Annotated in this window: 16 protein-coding genes and 1 pseudogene; 2 read left to right on the forward strand and 15 right to left on the reverse strand. The window is 65.1% G+C overall.

The window, feature by feature from the left end:
* Nucleotides 1-175: 175 nt before the first annotated feature.
* The 7 genes and pseudogenes from AC6CWS_RS19135 to AC6CWS_RS19165 form a co-directional block, all read right to left on the reverse strand.
* Nucleotides 176-964, reverse strand: a complete 789-nt coding sequence (locus AC6CWS_RS19135; RefSeq protein ID WP_065881373.1) for an ABC transporter ATP-binding protein — start codon at nucleotides 962-964, stop codon at nucleotides 176-178.
* On the reverse strand, nucleotides 958-1,953 hold the full coding sequence (locus AC6CWS_RS19140) for an ABC transporter permease (protein ID WP_065881371.1): 996 nt from the start codon (nucleotides 1,951-1,953) through the stop codon (nucleotides 958-960). The genes AC6CWS_RS19135 and AC6CWS_RS19140 overlap by 7 nt, the downstream gene beginning before the upstream one ends.
* The gene (locus AC6CWS_RS19145) at nucleotides 1,934-2,971 is read right to left on the reverse strand and encodes an ABC transporter substrate-binding protein (RefSeq protein ID WP_065881367.1); all 1,038 of its coding nucleotides are present in this window, start codon (nucleotides 2,969-2,971) and stop codon (nucleotides 1,934-1,936) included. The genes AC6CWS_RS19140 and AC6CWS_RS19145 overlap by 20 nt, the downstream gene beginning before the upstream one ends.
* Nucleotides 2,968-3,942, reverse strand: coding sequence for an ABC transporter substrate-binding protein (locus tag AC6CWS_RS19150; RefSeq protein WP_023290055.1), 975 nt, complete (start codon nucleotides 3,940-3,942; stop codon nucleotides 2,968-2,970). The genes AC6CWS_RS19145 and AC6CWS_RS19150 overlap by 4 nt, the downstream gene beginning before the upstream one ends.
* A gap of 5 nt (nucleotides 3,943-3,947) precedes the next feature.
* A complete protein-coding gene (locus AC6CWS_RS19155) occupies nucleotides 3,948-5,099 on the reverse strand; it encodes an acyl-CoA dehydrogenase family protein (RefSeq protein ID WP_065881363.1) in 1,152 nt (383 codons plus the stop codon).
* Nucleotides 5,086-6,181, reverse strand: a pseudogene (locus AC6CWS_RS19160) (LLM class flavin-dependent oxidoreductase). Before AC6CWS_RS19160 ends, AC6CWS_RS19155 begins: the two are co-directional and overlap by 14 nt.
* A 144-nt stretch (nucleotides 6,182-6,325) precedes the next feature.
* Nucleotides 6,326-7,219, reverse strand: coding sequence for a LysR family transcriptional regulator (locus AC6CWS_RS19165; RefSeq protein ID WP_065881358.1), 894 nt, complete (start codon nucleotides 7,217-7,219; stop codon nucleotides 6,326-6,328).
* A 106-nt stretch (nucleotides 7,220-7,325) separates the two neighbouring features.
* Between AC6CWS_RS19165 and AC6CWS_RS19170 the strand changes: the two genes are divergently transcribed.
* Together AC6CWS_RS19170 and AC6CWS_RS19175 are read left to right on the forward strand one after the other, a co-directional pair.
* Complete coding sequence (locus AC6CWS_RS19170) at nucleotides 7,326-7,928, forward strand: cysteine dioxygenase family protein (protein WP_032453221.1); 603 nt, start codon at nucleotides 7,326-7,328, stop codon at nucleotides 7,926-7,928.
* Between the two features lie 5 nt (nucleotides 7,929-7,933).
* Nucleotides 7,934-9,514: a rhodanese homology domain-containing protein gene (locus AC6CWS_RS19175; protein ID WP_065881356.1), complete on the forward strand. Its 1,581-nt coding sequence runs from the start codon at nucleotides 7,934-7,936 to the stop codon at nucleotides 9,512-9,514.
* 12 nt (nucleotides 9,515-9,526) lie between these two features.
* On the opposite strand, the gene AC6CWS_RS19180 is transcribed toward AC6CWS_RS19175, so the two are convergent.
* The 8 genes from AC6CWS_RS19180 to AC6CWS_RS19215 form a co-directional block, all read right to left on the reverse strand.
* Entirely contained in the window at nucleotides 9,527-10,252 is a 726-nt protein-coding gene (locus AC6CWS_RS19180; protein ID WP_065881355.1) for a purine nucleoside phosphorylase YfiH/LACC1 family protein, read from the reverse strand.
* Between the two features lie 102 nt (nucleotides 10,253-10,354).
* On the reverse strand, nucleotides 10,355-11,551 hold the full coding sequence (mhpT, locus tag AC6CWS_RS19185) for a 3-(3-hydroxy-phenyl)propionate transporter MhpT (protein ID WP_065881353.1): 1,197 nt from the start codon (nucleotides 11,549-11,551) through the stop codon (nucleotides 10,355-10,357).
* Between the two features lie 71 nt (nucleotides 11,552-11,622).
* Entirely contained in the window at nucleotides 11,623-12,639 is a 1,017-nt protein-coding gene (gene mhpE / locus AC6CWS_RS19190) for a 4-hydroxy-2-oxovalerate aldolase (RefSeq protein WP_065881350.1), read from the reverse strand.
* Nucleotides 12,636-13,586, reverse strand: coding sequence for an acetaldehyde dehydrogenase (gene mhpF / locus AC6CWS_RS19195; RefSeq protein ID WP_065881347.1), 951 nt, complete (start codon nucleotides 13,584-13,586; stop codon nucleotides 12,636-12,638). Before mhpF ends, mhpE begins: the two co-directional genes overlap by 4 nt.
* On the reverse strand, nucleotides 13,579-14,385 hold the full coding sequence (gene mhpD / locus AC6CWS_RS19200) for a 2-keto-4-pentenoate hydratase (protein WP_065881344.1): 807 nt from the start codon (nucleotides 14,383-14,385) through the stop codon (nucleotides 13,579-13,581). The genes mhpF and mhpD overlap by 8 nt, the downstream gene beginning before the upstream one ends.
* 9 nt (nucleotides 14,386-14,394) lie before the next feature.
* On the reverse strand, nucleotides 14,395-15,261 hold the full coding sequence (gene mhpC / locus AC6CWS_RS19205; protein ID WP_048297720.1) for a 2-hydroxy-6-oxonona-2,4-dienedioate hydrolase: 867 nt from the start codon (nucleotides 15,259-15,261) through the stop codon (nucleotides 14,395-14,397).
* A gap of 17 nt (nucleotides 15,262-15,278) precedes the next feature.
* Complete coding sequence (gene mhpB, locus AC6CWS_RS19210; protein WP_065881342.1) at nucleotides 15,279-16,223, reverse strand: 2,3-dihydroxyphenylpropionate/2,3-dihydroxicinnamic acid 1,2-dioxygenase; 945 nt, start codon at nucleotides 16,221-16,223, stop codon at nucleotides 15,279-15,281.
* 1 nt (nucleotide 16,224) lies between these two features.
* On the reverse strand, nucleotides 16,225-17,889 hold the full coding sequence (locus AC6CWS_RS19215; protein ID WP_065881340.1) for a bifunctional 3-(3-hydroxy-phenyl)propionate/3-hydroxycinnamic acid hydroxylase: 1,665 nt from the start codon (nucleotides 17,887-17,889) through the stop codon (nucleotides 16,225-16,227).
* Between the last annotated feature and the right edge of the window lie 116 nt (nucleotides 17,890-18,005).

The following is an 18,005-nucleotide window of genomic DNA, read 5'->3' on the forward strand; positions in this document are numbered from 1 at the left end:
CGCCGGCCTACGTTTCCGTGACATTTGTCGCAGTTCGTAGGCCCGGTAAGGCGCAGCCGCCACCGGGCAAAAACAGGCGCCTGGCACCGGATGTTCATTGCCGGGCGGCGCTGCGCTTGCGCCGGCCTACCTTTCCGTGACATTGGTCGCAGCGCCACCGGGGAATGCGTTCAGCTTACCAGTCCGCCTCCTGGCCGAGGATGCGCAATATATCCTGACGATGCTGCAGCAGCTGCGGGTTATCGCGGTGGCGGGGAAAGGCCAGCGGCAGCGCGAACTCGGCGATAATCCGCCCCGGACGCGGCGACATCACCAGCACCCGCTCGCACAGCAGCAGTGCCTCTTCGATATCGTGGGTCACCAGCAGGCTGGTATACCCCTGCTGCTGCCAGAGGGCGATCAGCTCCCGCTGCATGCTAATGCGGGTCAGCGAGTCCAGCTTGCCCAGCGGCTCGTCGAGCAGCAGCAGGCGCGGCTCGTTCAACAGCGCGCGCGCCAGCGCGGCGCGCTGCGCCATCCCCCCTGACAGCTGCCGCGGCCACGCCTCGCTGAAGGCCTGCAGACCGATGCGGTCAATCAGCGCGTCGGCCTTTGCTTCCAGCCCCCTTTTGCCCTGCGCCTGCGGGCCCAGCAGCACGTTCTGCCGCACCGTCAGCCACGGATAGAGCGTCGGGTCCTGAAACACCAGTATGCGCTCCGGCCCCGGAGCGCCGAGCGGCGCGCCGTCGAACTGCATCTGTCCGCTCTGCGGCGCTTCCAGCCCGGCCAGCAGCCGCAGCAGGGTGGATTTACCGCAGCCGGAAGGGCCCAGCAGCGCCACGCTTTCCCCTGGCCGCAGCTGCAGGCTGATATTCTCCAGTACCGGCACCGCCTGTTTGCCGAGCGTAAACGCGTGATGAAGATGGCTTATCGATACCGCCGCGCCGCGCGCTATCGTCTGCGAACCTGACGTCGCGGTTACCATTGCATCCCTCCCCGCTGCCAGCTCAGTAGCTTATCGCGCAGCATAAATAATCCGCTAATCAGGCCGGAGCACAGCAAGGCCATCACCAGCAGCGCGGCGTACATATTGGGATAGGCCGCCCAGCCCTGGGCCCACTGGAGGTAGAAGCCGATCCCCGACTTCACCCCGACCATTTCAGCCACAATCAGCACCGAAAACGACGCGCCAAGCCCCATAAACAGGCCGACAAAGACGTTCGGCAGCGCGGCGGGGATCGCTACCCGCAGGATCAGGAAACGCTGGCTGGCGCCGAGGGTCCGCGCCACGTCGTACCACGCCCTGTCAATACCGATGACCCCGGACCAGGTCAGCACCGTGACCGGGAACCAGGTGCTCAGCGCAATCAAAAACACGCTGGCGCCGAAGCTTGACGGAAAGATAAACAGGCACAGCGGCAGCAGCGCGGTAGACGGCACCGGCCCCAGCAGGCGTAACACCGGATGGAGCCAGTAGCCAATTCGTTGCGACCAGCCAATGGCCAGACCGGTGACGAACCCGCTGCTGGTGCCGAGCAGCACCCCAAGCCCCAGCAGCCCCAGGGAGTGCAGCAGGCTGTCGAGCAGACGCGGCCAGTCGTCGTGCAGCACCTCGATCAGCGCCTGCGGCGGCGCGAAAAACGGCACCGGCAGCACGCCGCTCTTGGCGGTCAGCCCTTCCCAGGCAGCGAACAGCACCGGCAGCAGCGCCAGCCACTTGCCGGCATGCAGCACGCGCGCGCCGCGCGCTCGCCAGTAGCGATAGCTCAGCGCCAGCAGCAGCAAGCCGCCGCCGAAGGCGAACTGCGCCAGCGCCCAGCCCTCGCTAAACGGCCAGCGCCGCCCGGCATCGGGCCAGGCCAGGGTGAACAGACCGCCCAGCAGCCACAGCGCGGCGGCCAGCAGCCCTTCTCCCCACAGCGGCGCGCGGCCGGTTGGGCGCGCCAGCGCCTGCTCAGGCGAATACGTTGGCATAGATACTCTCCGCAAACTGATGGGGATCGGTGCCCGGTTTGATCACCTGCACCCGCTGCAGGTCGACCGCATACTGCGTCAGCTCTTTCACGAACGCCTCACCCACCGCGTGGTGGCCGTGCCCCTGTCCGTGCAGAATGCCGCTTACCTCCGCTTCACTGGTGTTGAGCGCATGGGCGAGGAAAGATTGCGCCACGCTTTCCGGGTGTTCGGCGGCGTAGCTGTGCGCTTCAAGGATTGCCTGGGTGAGCGCCGCGGCGGCCGGTTTATGGTCCCGCGCCAGGCTCCCGCTCACCCCCAGCACGCAGCAGCTCAGCTTGGCATAGTCCCCGGTCATATTGCTGGCGATCAGCTGATACTTGCCGGTCTCCAGCAGCCGATAGCTGAACGGCTCGCTGCCGCTGATGGCGGCGATCTCGCGCTTATCCAGCGCCACGCTGAGCAGATCCGCCGGGTAGACTTTCCACTGCACGTCGCTTATCGGATCGATACCGTGGCGCTTAAGCAGGATGGCGAAGAAGTTTTTATCCGGCCCGGCCATGTCGGTGACGCCGATGGTTTGCCCTTTCAGGCTCTCAAGGCCGTTGAACGGCGACGCTTTGGCCGTCAGCAGGTTTAGACAGCCGCCATGGGTCCCGGCGGTGAGCTTGACGTCAAAGCCCTGCTCCAGCGCCTTCAGCCAGCGCAGCGCCATCCCCACCCCGGCGTCGGCCTTGCCGGTAGCGATCGCCTCAAGCAGCACATCGGTGGAGTTGCCGAAGTTAACAAACTCAACGTCGAGGTTATATTTACTGAAAATCTTCTGCTGCTCGGCGACGGCGACCGGCGCGAGGCAAACCGCGCTTTTGTTGATCGCCAGCTTGATCTTGTACGGCTGCGGCAGGCGCAGCGCCGGATGAGCATCGCCGCTGGCCATCTCCGCCATATCGTGAGCCCACAGCGGCAGGGAAACCCCGGCCAGCGCCAGGCCACCGCTTAGCTTTAAAAAACGACGACGGGAAAAAGCGGACGGGGTCATGGCGTTACCTCCGCGTGGGCCGGCCCGGCGGGCACGCTAAAGCTGGGGTCAAAGGTCGGCTTCACGTCCAGCCGGGTGCGGATCAGGCCGTTGGCGAGATAAAAGTCCGCCGTCGCCTGCTGCTGGGTCACCGTTTCCTCCGCCAGCGACTGCCACTGCGACTGGCGGTTGGCAAACTGCGCGCGGGCGATCTCCGCCGGGAAGCGGATGATCTCCCCCAGCGTTTTGCCGTAGCTGTCGAGATTGGCGTAGGCCCAGCGTTCGGCGCCGGCCAGGCGCTGGAGATAATCCTGCAGCGCGGCGCGCTTTTGCGGATCGTTAAGCGCTGAATCCGTTGCCGCAAGGAAGGTATTCCCCGGCAGCAGCCCTTTGCCGCTCACCAGGATCTGCCCCTCGTTGGTCTTCACCATCTGGGTGGTGTAGGGCTCCCAGGTCGCCCAGGCGTCCACCGAACCGTTAAGCAGCGCCACTTTGGCGTCCACCGGACCGAGGAACACCCACTGCACCTCCTTCGGTGAAATCCCCGCCTGCTCGAGCGCTTTCAGCGCCACGAAATGGCCAATCGAGCCTTTGCCGGTGGCAATGCGCTTGCCTTTTAACCCGGCGGCGGTTTTTATCGCGCTGCCGGGAGAAACCAGCACCGCGGTCCCCGCCGGGTTGCTTTTGTCCACGGCGATCGCTTTTACCGGCGCGCCGTTAGCCAGGGCGAAGAGCAGCGGCGCATCGCCGATGATCCCCGCGTCCACCGCGCCAGCGTTAAGGGCTTCCGCCAGCGGCGCGGCGGCCGGAAATTCGGCCCACTTAATGTCGTAGGGGAGGTTTTGCAGGGCGTTGGCCGCCTCCAGCTGCGAACGCATGCCGCCTTTTTGATCGGCGATGCGCAGGGTAAGCCGCTCCTGCGCCGTCGCGTAACCGCCCAGCGCCAGCAGCATCAGCGCTGCCGCCACCCGGCCTGAGAATGATAGACGCATCGTGATTATCCTTGTGATTGAAAGACGAAGTGGCCGGCTGCCAGCCAGGCGCTGTCGCTCTGCGGGGTATGCACCCGGCCGCAGAGCACATTGCGGTAGTGGCGTTCCAGCGGGTTTTGTCGGCTGAGGCCATGATTGCCGGTCAGCTCGAGCGCGATATTCACCGCCTGAATGGCGTTGTCGGTGATGGTGACTTTCGCCAGGTTGGCCTCGATGGCGGAAAAGCGCAGCGCGGCGGCCTGCTCCAGCAGGCTGCGGTTAACCAACAGCAGTTCGGCGATCTGCCCGACCTTCTCCTGCACCCGCGGCAGGCGGGAAAGCGGATGGCCGAGACCCGCGGGCACCCGCCCCGCCAGCCACCTCACCAGCCAGTCGTGAGCGGCGCGGGCGATGCTGTCATAGATCGCCGCCAGCAATGCCGTCTGCCGGTTGGCGAACAGGCGCAACGGTTCCGCCTGGGCGGCGGGTGGCGCATCGACCGGCCAGACATCCACCGCGTGCTCTGCCGCCACCCGCACGTGGCGAAAAATCACCTCATGGCTGCCGGTAGCCCGCATCCCGGCGTGATCCCAGCTTTTCACCACGCTAATTCCCGGGCTGTCGCCAGGCACCAGCCAGGTGCCCACGCGCGGCGGGTTCTCATCGCTTCTCGCCCAAACCGCCAGCCAGCGCAGCCCTTCAATACCGGTGGTATAGATTTTATGGCCGTTGATGTCCCAGCCGTCCGCGCGGCGGCTCGCCACGGTGTCCGGCAGGCCGCCGCGCGCCGGGGAGCCCAGATCCGGCTCAACGCGCAGACTGTTGATCAGGCCGCCGTGTTCGACGGCATCATGAAAAACCTGCTGGCGCAGCGGCGCGTGCCAGGCGTCGTTTTCCGCCAGCCGCAAATGGTGCAGATACTGCATGCAGACGATCAGCGCCGTCGCCGGCTCACCCCAGGCGATGGCGGCGATGGCCTGCTGCAGCTGGGCCAGGCTAGCGCCCGCGCCGCCGTAAGCACGCGGCACGGCGAGGCTTAACCAGCCCCCCGCGCGCAGAGGGTCGATATTGCGCCAGGGAAAGTCGCCGCTGGCGTCAAGACTGGCCGCCTGCTCCGCCATCTGTTGGCGTACCGCCGTCAGCTGCTGCGCCCAGTCGTCGCGCTCAGGATGGATCACGATGCGCGCTCCGCCACCGCACGCCGCGCGGCTTTTTCACGAGCGATCGGCAGCAGCGCCCGGCCGTAGTCTGCCGCATCGTTCAGCGGGTCGAATCCACGGATCAGGAAGTTGCGCACCCCGAGGTCGTAGTAGTCGAGCAGCGCATCGGCCACCTGCTCCGGGGTGCCTACCAGCGCGGTGGAGTTATGCCCGCCGCCCACCAGCTGAGCGATGCCGGTCCACAGGCGTTTGTCCACCACTCTGCCCTGCGCGGCGGTGGCCCGCAGCCGCTGGGCGCCGATGCTGTCCGGTTTGGCTTTGAACCCGCCCCCGCGCTGCGCCGCCTGCTCGGTGGCGACGTGCAGGATATGCTCGGCTTTCTCCCAGGCCTCGGCTTCGCTGTCGGCGATAATCGGCCGGAACGAGACGCTGAAGCCAATATCACGCTGGTGTTTCGCCGCTTCGGCGCGCACGCGCTGGATGGTCTCGCCGGTTTGCGCCAGCGACTCGCCCCACAGGGCGAAGACGTCGGCGTGTTTGCCGGCGACAGCGATGGCCGCTTCCGACGAACCGCCGAAGTAGATGGGAAGATGCGGCTTTTGCAGCGGACGAATGGCTGACCAGGCCTGTTCGGCCTGATAAAAATCGTTGTGAATATCTGCCGGCTGCTCACTGGTCCACACCCGGCGTACGACGTCAAGGAAGGCGTCGGTGCGGGCATAGCGCTGGTCGTGATCGAGGTAATCGCCGTCCCGGCGCTGCTCGGCGTCATTGCCGCCGCTGATGATATGCACCGCCAGCCGGCCCCCCAGCAGATGCTCAAGGGTGGCGAATTTGCGCGCGGCAAGGGTCGGCGAGACAAAACCGGGGCGATGGGCCAGCAGGTACTGAATTTTCTGCGTCGACAGTCCGGCCAGGGCGGTCACCAGAAAGCCGTCGGGTTGATCGGACCAGTGACCCACCAGCAGGCGATCGAACCCGGCGGCTTCATGGGTTTGCGCAAAGCGAACGATATAGTCGCGGTCAAAGATCGGCCCCACCGGGGCAATCGTTTCGGAAGAGAGGCGATGGCCAATCATGCCGAGAAACTGAATGCTCATGAACAACTCCTTGCGTCAGGGTAATGGAGTGGCCGCGACGGCGGCGCTGATCATTACCCTATACAGGGTGTGTTAATGAACAAAATGCATTTTTATCATATCTTAATATGCAAGACTGGCATTAAACAAAAATACATAGTGCTTTCAGTCGGATACTGTCAGCTGCTGCACCACTTTGCTGGCGAAAAAGGTCAGCGGCGACTGCAGGTTTGCCAGATACCGGGCGTGGATCAGCCACAGCGACACCGCAGGCTGAAAGTCGCTGAGGTTGACGACCTCGAGTTCGTCCCGCCACGGGCTGGCCGCCAGCGCCGCCCGCGGCACCAGCCCCAGCCCCAGTCCCTGCGCCACCAGCGCCATCTGCAGCTGGGCGCCCGCGCTCTCAACGTTAAGCTTCAGGCGCAGACCCTGGCTTTGCAGCTCGCGGATGAGCCCGGCGCGTAGTCCACAGCCGTCGGGGTTAAGGATCCAGCCCTGTTCGACGCACTCCCGCAGCGACGACGCCCGCAGATTCAGACGCCGGGCGGCAATCGGCACCACCTCCAGGGGACACAGCAGGCGCCCGCTGTAGCCCTCGGCGAGGGTCTGCTGGGCGGGGCCCATCGCCAGCATGGCGTCCAGTTCGCCGTTTTCCAGCCGGCGCTGCAGCTCTCCGCTCCAGCCGCAGGCGACCTGCGGGGACAGTACGGGAAACTGCTGGCTCAGCGCCGCCAGCGCCGCCGGCAGCGCGATCTCGCTGATACTCTGCGGTACGCCGAGACGCAGCGCGCCGCGCGGCTCGCCTTGCGGATCCAACAGGCTGTAGAGCTTTTTCGTCTCGCGCTTAATGCTTAGGCACTGCTCGTACACCCGCTGACCGGCGGCGGTCAGGGTCAGCGGGCGGGTCTGACGCGCCAACAGCGTGACGTTCAGCTCCTGCTCCAGACGCTGCAGGCGCCGGGTGATAGCCGACTGGGTGATCCCCAGATAGTCCGCCGCCTGATTGAGGGAAGAAAACTGCACCGTGGCCAGCAGAGCGTCAATATCGTCGATGCGCATAGGATCCTTATGTGTAATTTGCATATTAATATATGCGTAAATTGCATTTAAATAATATTAACGCCTCTGTTAGCGTTTTGACCAGTCCCTCTGACAGGAACCGCACATGACTGGACCACGACTGGAAAAATTACGCCATTTTATTCATGAGGTTGATCGCCTGCACCGTGAACACCACCAGACCGCGCCGCTGCTTGACGCCGTGGCCCAACGGCTGGCGGCGCTGGTACGTCACGACGACTGGCTGCCGGAAGAGTACACCCTGCCGCACCCGCACCATTACCAGCAGTATCTGCTGCATGCCGACTCCGGGGAGCGCTTCTCGATCGTCAGCTTCGTCTGGGGGCCGGGACAGGCGACGCCGATCCATGACCACCGGGTATGGGGGGCCATTGGTATGCTGCGCGGCGCGGAGGAGAATCAACGCTACCAGCTGGATGCAGACGGCATACCGCGGCCGCTGGGCGCCGCCACCCTCCTGCAGGCAGGCCAGGTGGAGAAAGTCTCCGTTGACGATGGCGATATTCATCGCGTCAGCAATGCGCTGGCGGATCGCGTCTCCATCAGCATTCATGTTTACGGCGGCAACATCGGCGCGGTGAAGCGCGCGGTGTATACCCCGGAAGGCCAGCAAAAACCGTTTATCTCCGGCTACGCCAACCGCCATGTGCCCAACATCTGGGATCCCTCCCGCGAACACCAAGGATAACCATTATGTCCACTTACGCTTACCGACAGGCCGCCGGGATCCGCCAGGCGCTGCTCGACCGTCGTGAACTGGCGCTCATCGACGTCCGTGAAGAGGCCGATTTCGCCACCGCTCATCCGCTGTTTGCCGTCAATCTGCCGCTCAGCAAACTGGAGCTGGAGGTGCGCCGGCGGATACCGCGCTTCACCACCCCGATCACCGTCTACGACAATGGCGAAGGGCTGGCGGAGATCGCCGTCGAACGACTGCGGACCTGGGGCTATCAGGATGTGGCCCTGCTGGCCGAGGGTCTCGCCGGCTGGCGCCGCAGCGGCGGCGAGCTGTTTCAGGACGTCAACTCCGCCAGTAAAGCCTTTGGCGAGCTGGTGGAAAGCGTGCGTCACACGCCGTCGCTCAGCGCCCGGGAGGTTCAGGCGCTCATCGACAGCCGGCAGGAGGTGGTGATCGTCGACGCCCGGCGCTTCGATGAGTACCAGACCATGAGCATCCCCGGCAGCATCAGCGTGCCCGGCGGCGAGCTGGCCCTGCGGGTGGAGAGCCTGACGCCCTCCCCGCAAACGCCGGTGATCGTCAACTGCGCCGGACGCACCCGCAGCATCATCGGCACCCAGTCGCTGATCAACGCCGGCGTGCCGAACCCGGTCCATGCCCTGCGCAATGGCACTATCGGCTGGACGCTGGCCGGCCAGACGCTGGCGCACCAGCAGCAGCGGCAATACGATCCCTCCGCCCGCGCCTCTGGCGCCCGGGCCGCCGAGGTGGCGCATCTCGCCGAACGGGCCGGGGTGGCGGTCATTGATGAGGCGACCCTGCAACGCTGGCTGCAGCAGAGCGACCGCACCACCTTCCTGTTTGATGTGCGCAGCCCTGAGGAGTACGCGGCGGGCCACTATCCTGGCAGCCTGAGCGCGCCAGGCGGCCAGCTGGTGCAGGAGACCGATCACTTCGCCAGCGTCCGAGGGGCGCGAATCGTGCTGCTGGATGACGATGGCGTCCGGGCGGCGATAACCGGCTCGTGGCTGGCGCAGATGGGCTGGGAGACGGCGCGGCTGAGCGCGCTGTCGGCCAGCCAGCTGAGCGAGCGCGGGATACCGGCCGCCGAAGTGCCCCCCGCCCCGCAGGCGGAGGAGATAAGCCCGGCGCAGCTGGCACAACAGCTGGACGACCCCGGTACGGTGGTGCTCGATTTCACCACCAGCGCCAACTTTGTCGCCCGCCATATCCCCGGCGCGTGGTGGCTGACGCGCTCGCAGCTGCGCCAGGCCCTGGACGCGATCCCTCCCGCCCAGCGTTACGTGGTGACCTGCGGCAGCAGCCTGCTGGCCCGCTACGCGGTGCCCGAGGTGGCAGCCTTAACCGGTAAGCCGGTACAGGTATTGCGCGGCGGGACGCTGGCGTGGATCGCCGCCGGTCTGCCGCTGGCCCATGGCGACGCCGGCCTCGCTGTCGAGCGCCGGGACCGCTATCGCCGTCCCTATGAAGGGACCGATAATTCCGCAGAGGCCATGCAGGCCTATCTGGAGTGGGAGTACGGCCTGGTGGATCAGCTGGCCCGCGACGGCACCCACGGTTTTCGGGTGATCTAACACCAGCGCGACTCAGGCCTCACGCATGATCCACGAGTACTGAAAGCTCTTCGGCGCCGGAAAATGGGTCCGGCGCCGGTAGGAGCCCAGCGACTGCGGCGTGCAATAGGTGCAGCTCCCCAGCCATTCAACGCTCGTTGACGCCACCCCCGCCTCTGCGAAGATCGCTTCAGCGAAAGCGCGCAGATCAAACCACAGATTATCGCTACCGCGCGCCGCGGCTTTGAGCGGATCGCTGACCGGGCCAGAACGGGAATGGAACAGCCTCTGGCGGTACCGGGCCACCCGGTCACCGCCGGGCTGGTCCAGCAGTTGCTGATAAAATCCGGCGGAGACTTCGTAACAGCAAGGGTAAATATGCGGCCCCACGGCGATGACCAGATCGGCCAGCACCGCCCCCTGCTGGCGAAAAGTCGCCAGACTGTTGTCGACAATGCCGCTGGCCAGCCCCTGCCAGCCGGCATGCACGCTGCAGATGAAGCGACCGTCGCGCGAGGCGATCAGTATCGGCAGGCAGTCGGCGGTTACCACCCCCACCTTTTGCCCGGCGACGGCGGTAAACACCGCGTCGGCATGCGGGCGCGTCGGCAGCGGCTGCTGATAATGATGAACCTCATTGCCATGGACCAGCTTCACCGGCGCCATTTCGGCATAGGGAAAGGCGGCGGTTTCGTGGACATCGAGAAACGCGTGGCGGATGCCAGGGATAGCGTCGAGCAAGCGGGAGCGGTAAGCCATAGAGACGATAAGCGACAGAGAATGATGTCTTACCTTAGGCCAGGGCACGCGCAGAGGCAAGGCGGCGGCCCGGCATTTTTTCGCCGGACCGCCGGACAGGCTTCAGACAATGGCCGCGCGCTGCTGGCGATGCATCAGCCAGAACACCGCCACGCCGGCCAGCACAATGCCCGGCGCTGAGGCCGCCATCACCCCGACGGTGCCGGTGCCGAGGGCCAGCATCTTGCCGGCCAGCAGCGGACCGCTCATCGCCCCGAGGCGTCCCACCGCCACGGCGGTGCCGACCCCGGTGGCGCGGATCGCCGCGGGATAGAAGAGCGGCGCCAGCGCGTAGAGCACGCTCTGGCCGCCGGTGGCGAACAGCCCGGCGACAAACCCCGCCAGCAGCATCCCGCTCAGCGACGACGCGCTGCCCAGCGCCAGCAGCGACGCCAGAATGCCACTGTATATCAGCAGCGACATACGCAACGGAGTAAGCTTATCCATCAGCGCCCCCAGCAGCAGGGTGCCGCAGGCGGCGCCGATCTGCAGAGAGAACATCACCCCCGCCGCCTGGCTGGCGCTGAATCCCTGGCCTACCAGCAGCATCGGCAGCCAGTTGATCAGCATATAGACCACCAGCAGAGTGAAGAAATAGCCCAGCCACAGCAGCAGCGTGGCGGCGGCATGCCCCGGGGCAAACAGGGTGCGCAGCGGCACGCTGGTCTCCACGCGTTGAAACGCCTGCGATTCCGGCAGCCAGCGCATCAGCAGCGGGATCAGCAGCAGCGGAACCACGCCGCCAATCCAGAAGATGGTCTGCCAGGCCGCGGCAAGGCCAGAGAACCCCAGCGCCGCCGCCAGCGCGGCGCCAATGGGCACCCCGCAGTACATCAGGCTCACCGCCCGGCCGCGAAAACGCGGGCCAGCGGCTTCCGAGGTTAAGGCAATCAGGTTCGGCAATGCCGCCCCCAGCCCGACGCCGGTGAGCAGGCGCGCCAGCAGCAGCGTCGGGAAGCTCCAGGCCACCGCGGTGGCCAGCGAGAACAGGCCAAACAGCAGCACCGAGCCCAGCAGGATGCGTTTGCGCCCGTGGCGGTCCGCCAGCATGCCGCCCACCAGCGCGCCGGGCAGCAGGCCGAGGATCCCGGCGCTGAAGATCCAGCCCATCTGCATTTTATCCAGCGCAAAGGCCTGCGCCATGCCGACGGCGGCGATCCCCGCCGCCTGCAGATCCAGCCCCTCCATCAGGGCCACCATAAAACAGAGCCCGATGGTGACCATCAGGCGCGAGGAGTTTGCGGTCGTTATCTTGGTCATAGGGTACCTTTGCGATAGCCGGACAAACGGAGCAGGTGATGGGCGGCTGATGCATGGTCAGCCGCCCGTTGTTATTTTTGGCGGTTAAGCAGATCCAGCGCGACGTCGACGATCATATCCTCCTGGCCGCCGACCATCCGCCGTTTGCCCAGCTCGACGAGAATATCCACCGCGCTGAGGCCATAGCGCGCCGCCGCCGCTTCGCTGTGGCGCAGGAAGCTGGAGTAGACCCCGGCGTAGCCCAGCGCCAGCGTTTCGCGGTCGACGCGCACCGGGCGGTCCTGCAGCGGCCGCACCAGCTCGTCGGCGGAATTCATCAGCGCGTAGAGGTCGGTGCCATGCCGCCAGCCGAGCTTGTCGGCGGCGGCAATAAATACCTCCAGCGGCGCATTGCCCGCCCCCGCCCCCATCCCGGCCAGGCTGGCGTCGATCCGGTCGCAGCCCTCTTCCACCGCGGCGATAGAATTAGCCACCCCGAGGCTCAGGTTATGGTGGGCATGCATCCCGGTGGCGGTCTCCGGCTTCAGCACCGCCTTCAGCGCGCGGAAGCGATCGCGAATGTCGTTCATGTTCATCGCTCCGCCGGAATCCACCACGTAGATGCAGGTCGCCCCATAGGATTCCATCTTCAGCGCCTGCTGCGCCAGCGCCTGCGGGGAGATCATATGGCTCATCATCAGAAAACCGACGGTGTCCATCCCCAGCTCGCGGGCAAAGGCAATATGCTGCGCCGCGACGTCCGCTTCGCTGCAGTGGGTAGCGACCCGCACCACCCGCGCCCCGGCCTGATACGCGGCTTTCAGGTCGTGCAGGGTGCCGATGCCCGGCAGCAGCAAGGTGGCGATTTTCGCCTGGCTGACCGCCTCCGCCGCCGCTTCAATCCAGGCGATATCGCTGTGGGCGCCAAAGCCGTAGTTGAAGCTCGATCCCTGTAGCCCATCGCCGTGGGCGACTTCGATGGAGTCCACCCCCGCCTTATCCAGCGCGCCGGCAATCTGCTGCACCTGCGCCAGGGAATACTGGTGACGAATCGCATGCATACCATCGCGCAGCGTCACATCCGAAATGTAGAGTTTTTTACCGTTCATGCTGTCGCTCCCGCCGCGCTGTTCATTGCCCCGGCCATTTGCTCCGCCGTCGCCAGCGCCGCCGAGGTCATAATATCGAGGTTGCCGGCGTACGCCGGCAGATAGTGCGCCGCCCCTTCCACTTCGAGGTAAACCGCGGTTTTCAGTCCGGAAAAACGGCCCACGCCGGGCAGGTTGACCGGATTATCCTCGGGGATAACCTCAAACTGCACCTGCTGCTTCAGCCGGTAGCCCGGCACGTAAGCCTGCACCGCCGCCGCCATCTCGGCAATCGAGACGGCAATCGCCTCCTGGGACGCCATCTCGCTCAGCACATACACGGTATCGCGCATCATCAGCGGCGGCTCCGCCGGGTTCAGCACGATAATCGCCTTGCCCTTGCCCGCGCCGCCGACCTTTTCAATCGCCTGCGAGGTGGTTTCAGTGAATTCGTCAATATTCGCTCGCGTCCCCGGCCCGGCGGATTGACTGGCGATGGAGGCCACGATCTCCGCGTAATGCACCTTCGCCACCCGCGAGACCGCGGCGACCATCGGGATGGTGGCCTGCCCGCCGCAGGTCACCATATTGACGTTGCCCTGGTGGAGATTGGCCTCAAGGTTGACCACCGGCACGCAGTACGGGCCAATCGCCGCCGGCGTCAGGTCGATGACGCGGATCCCTGGCTTCGCTTCGCGCAGCGCGGCATCGTTTTTGACGTGCGCGCCGGCGCTGGTGGCGTCGAAGACAAAGTCGATATCGGCAAACTCCGCCATCTGCATCAGGCCGCCCACCCCTTCGTGGGTGGTCGCGACGCCCATGCGCCGGGCGCGGGCCAGGCCATCCGACTGCGGGTCGATGCCGACCATCACCGCCATCTCCAGATGCTGGCCGTGGCGCAGAATTTTAATCATTAAATCGGTGCCGATATTCCCGGAGCCGATAATGGCGACTTTACGTTTACGCATCACGATGTCCTTCTCCGGCGGCGACGAAGCGTGCCGCGACTGAGCCAATACCTTCAATATGGGCGACAAAGCTGTCCCCCTCGTTAATCGCCACCATCGGGCCTAACGCCCCGGTCAGCACGATATCCCCCGCCCGCAGCGGTTCGCCGAGGCTGGCCATCTTGCGCGCCAGCCACACCGCGGCGTTCAGCGGATGCCCCAGGCACTCGCTGCCCCGGCCGCTGGAGACCAGCTCCTGGTTGCGGGTCATCTGCATGGCGCACGCTTTCAGATCCAGACCCGCCGGTCGCTGCGCCGGGCCGCCGATGACGTACAGGCCGCAGGAGGCGTTATCGGCGACGGTGTCAACAAAGCCGATTGACCAGTCGCGAATGCGGCTGCCCACCACCTCCAGCGCCGGCAGCACCCATTCGATGGCGTTATACAGCTCATCAAAAGTGGTATCGGCATGGGGTAGATCATGTTTCAGCACCAGGGCGATCTCGGCCTCCACCTTGGGCTGCAGCACGCGGCCAAACGGCACATCGGCGTTGTCGCCGTAGCACATGTCGGCAAACAGGGTGCCGAAATCCGGCTGGTTGACCCCCAGCTGCTGCTGCACTTTGGGATGGGTCAGGCCCACCTTGCGGCCCACCACCCGTCGGCCATGGGCCACATGGTGCTGCACGTTCAGGCGCTGGATAGCGTAGGCGGCGTCGGCGTTGTCGACGCCGAGGATATCGCGCAGCGGGGCGATCGCCTGGCCGGTTCGTTCGGCGTCGCGCAACAGCTGCGCCAGCGCGTCAAGAGAAATAGTCATCATCACTCCTTAAGCCCGTGCGAGGAAATTGAGCACCAGCTGATTAAAACTGTCGGCATGTTCCCACTGCGCCCAGTGGCCGCAGTCGCGGTAAATGTGCAGCTCAGAGCCGGCGATCCCGGCGAGCAGGCGTAGTCCGGCGTCCATCGGCACGAAGCGGTCATTGCGTCCCCAGACGATGAGAGTTTGCGCAGCGATCTCGCCGAGCCGCGGGCCAAAGTCAGGGAATTGTTTCGGGTTGGCTTCGAGGCTCTTGACGAAGTTGTCCAGATGGTCGCGGCGCGACAGCATATTGTTCAGCCGCGCCTCGAACAGCGCGTCGGTGAGGTCACGGGTGTCGAAGACGAAAATGCTCATCATCTTCTTCAGGTTTTCAATGGTCGGCTCGCGGTACAGGGCGTTCAGCAGTTTGATGCCTTCCGTCGGCATCGGCGTGAACAGGCTCATGCCGCCGGTTCCCCCGCCCATCAGCACCAGCTTCGCCACCCGCTCTGGCCAGCTCAGGGTGAAGGCCACCGCGCTGTGACCGCCCATCGAGTTGCCCAGCAGATGGACTTTATCGATCCCCAGCTGATCGACCACGCTTTTCAAAATGCGGGCGTTAAGATCCGAACGCGAACCGCTGTTGACGATCGAATCGCTCTTCCCCCACCCCGGACAGTCCAGGAGCAGCACGCGATAGCCCGCCTCGACCAGTGGGTCAATGTTGCGGCTGAAGTTGGCCCAGCCGGTGGCCCCCGGCCCGGAGCCGTGCAGCATCACCACGGTCTCTTCCCCGTCGCCGCAGTCATTGATATGGATGCGCAGCGTGCGGCCTCCCTCGTCGACGTTGAGGAATCGGCTGGTGGCGTCTTCGGTTTGCGGTTGATAGCTCATGTTAGTCTCCCGGTTAATCAAATCTCGGTGGTGGCGCTCAGCGAGCCGAATCCGGCGATCCACTCGGGGATCGGCCGGTAATAGCGGCCTTCGCTGCGCCAGTGGCCAAAAGCGGATAGCGCGGCAAAGGCGGCCACCCAGGTCTTAATTTCGTGCGTCGATTTGCCGGCCATCGCCGACAGCTCGTCGTTGCCGATCGCGTCCAGTTCGCTCAGCCGCCCCTGCTCCAGCAGGCTCATAAAGCGGTTGTCCCAGACCGGGTTGAGGGGATGGAGCGAGCGCTGGTCTTCGGTAAACCGTCGGGCGGCGCTGATCACCCGCTGCTGGCGCAGCTCGCGTTCGTCCGGCGGCAGCTGTTTGCCGCTGCCGAGCAGGCGGTCGCGCAGATGGGCGTCCGCCTTCGCCAGCTCCGGCACCGGCGGCTGGTGCGAAAGCCCGCCAGAGCCGAGGATCAGTACCCGCTTATTGAGGGTGTTGAGGAAGCAGCCCATCGCCTCGCCCAGCAGCCGGGTGCGTTGAAAACCCGGCAGCGGCGCGGCGACGCCGTTAATAAACACCGGCAGCACCGGCAGGCGATCCAGCCCACCCAGCAAAAACTCCAGCGGCTGGGCGAAGCCATGATCCACCTGCATGTTGTACGACACCGCCAGGTCGATGCCGCTGTTGATCACGGCGTGGGCGCAGGCTTCCGCCAGCTCGGTGGGCACCGGCAGGTCGCCGGCGGCGCTGGCGAAGTCGCCGATGGCGGTGGCGCCGACGCCCAGGCAGAACGGCGGCATCACGTCATAGAAAAAACCGTTGTAGTGATCGGGGGCGAAGAGCACCACCAGCTCGGGATCGAATTCAGCGATCCGCCGCCGGGCGTCGGCAATCACCCCGTTCACCTCATCGAGGACCGCCTGCTCCGGGTCAACGAATCCCACCAGCGGGGTGTGCGACAGACAGTGTACATAGGCATGCATATCAGGCCACCTTCTCTTCAGCGTGGCCGGTATCCCCGGCCGCAAGGGTCATTTTTTCCGCCAGGGCGGTCAGCTGCGCGCCGAGGGTTTGCGGGATAGCGAGAGCGGCGACAAAGCGGTCCGGCCTGACCACGGCGATGGCGGTGTTATGTTGCGCAAACCAGCTCTTCAGACGGTTTTGCTTATCCCCCACCCGCAGCGTGCCCGGGGCGTTATCCTGCTCGCGATGGATCTGCACCTCCGGCACGACCTGGATAAAGCGCACCCCTATCGCGCGCCAGCGGGCGATCTGCACGGCGTCGAGCCCCCACTGCGGGTTGCAGCCCCAGCCGATAATGGCGAAATTCGCCCCGATAACCTCATCGAGCAGGAGACTCTCACCGTTCTCCAGCGTCACCTGCGGTTGAATAAACATTTTGCCCACCGGCGAGGCTTTGCCTGCGCCGTCGGTCAGCAGCGCCCCTTCGCGATACTGCGGCATCGGCTTAAAGCGCATTTCGAGGAAGTAACGTTTCACCGGCGGCAGGTAGTTCAGCAGCCAGGAGAGGCCATCGCGCGCCGCGCCCTGCCAGCGCTTCGGCGGCGCCAGCACGTGACCGGCGGTGACCGACAGGTCAATCATCGCCTTCGCGTGGTCGCGACGCTCCTGCTGGTAGCTGTCAAGCAGCGCCTCTCCCGCTTTGCCGTTGACCACCAGCGCCAGCTTCCACGCCAGGTTGAAGGCGTCACGCATGCCGCTGTTGTATCCCTGGCCCTGCCAGACCGGCATGATGTGCGCGGCGTCGCCGGCCAGCAGCACCCGGTCAATGCGAAAGCGCTCGGCAAGGCGCGCGTTATGGGTGTAGACCCGCTGGCGGATCAGCTCGACGCGATCCGGGTCCGGCAGCACTTTGCTCAGCAGACGGCGCATATTGTGCGGCTCGCTGAGCTGGGCTTCGGTTTCCCCGGGCATCACCATAAATTCAAAGCGGCGCACGCCGTGGGGCAGCGCGGCGGAAACATAGGGCCGCACCGGGTCGCAGCACAGGTAGACGTGCGGGGTGGCCAGCGGATCGTTGGCGATATCGATGACGATCCACTGGTTCGGCGCGGTCTTGCCTTCGAAAGGGACGTTCAGCGTGCGGCGAATAAAGCTGGCGCCGCCGTCACAGGCCACCAGCCAGTCAGCGCGCACCGTCTCCCGCTCGCCGTCCGGTCCTTTGATATTTAACGTGACACCGTCACTGCTCTGGCTAAAGGCTTCCACCTCGCGGGAGAAGAGGCAACGGACCTGCGGGAAACGCTGCAGGCCGTGATACATCACCGCATCCACCTGCGGCTGAATAAAGGCATTGCGCCGCGACCAGCCAAACTCATCGGTCATCGGCTGGATGTCGGCAAAGCAGCGGCCCTTCGGGGTCAGAAAGCGCATGGCGTGCCACGGCGTGGTGTGCGGCAGCACGTCATCCACCAGCCCCACCGCCTGCATCGCCCGCAGCGATTCATCGTCAATACCGATGGCCCGCGGGTAATCGATCAGTTTGTCGAGCTTCTCCACCAGCAGCACGCTGATGCCCATCTGGCCAAGGTAGTTGGCCATCATCAGGCCTACCGGACCGGCGCCGGCGATGGCGACCTGGGCGGTATGCTGCACGGCGGGTTGAATATCGGGTGTAGATGTTGTCATTCTCAGCGACCTCACGACTCGGAAACTGCCCGGCTGACAGGCAATTTGTTAATCATGTGTAAACGTATTTTTATAATTGGCTGAGTATAGGGCGGGTGTTTTCGGCTACAATCAAA

It is taken from the genome of Klebsiella sp. M041 (assembly GCF_059759695.1).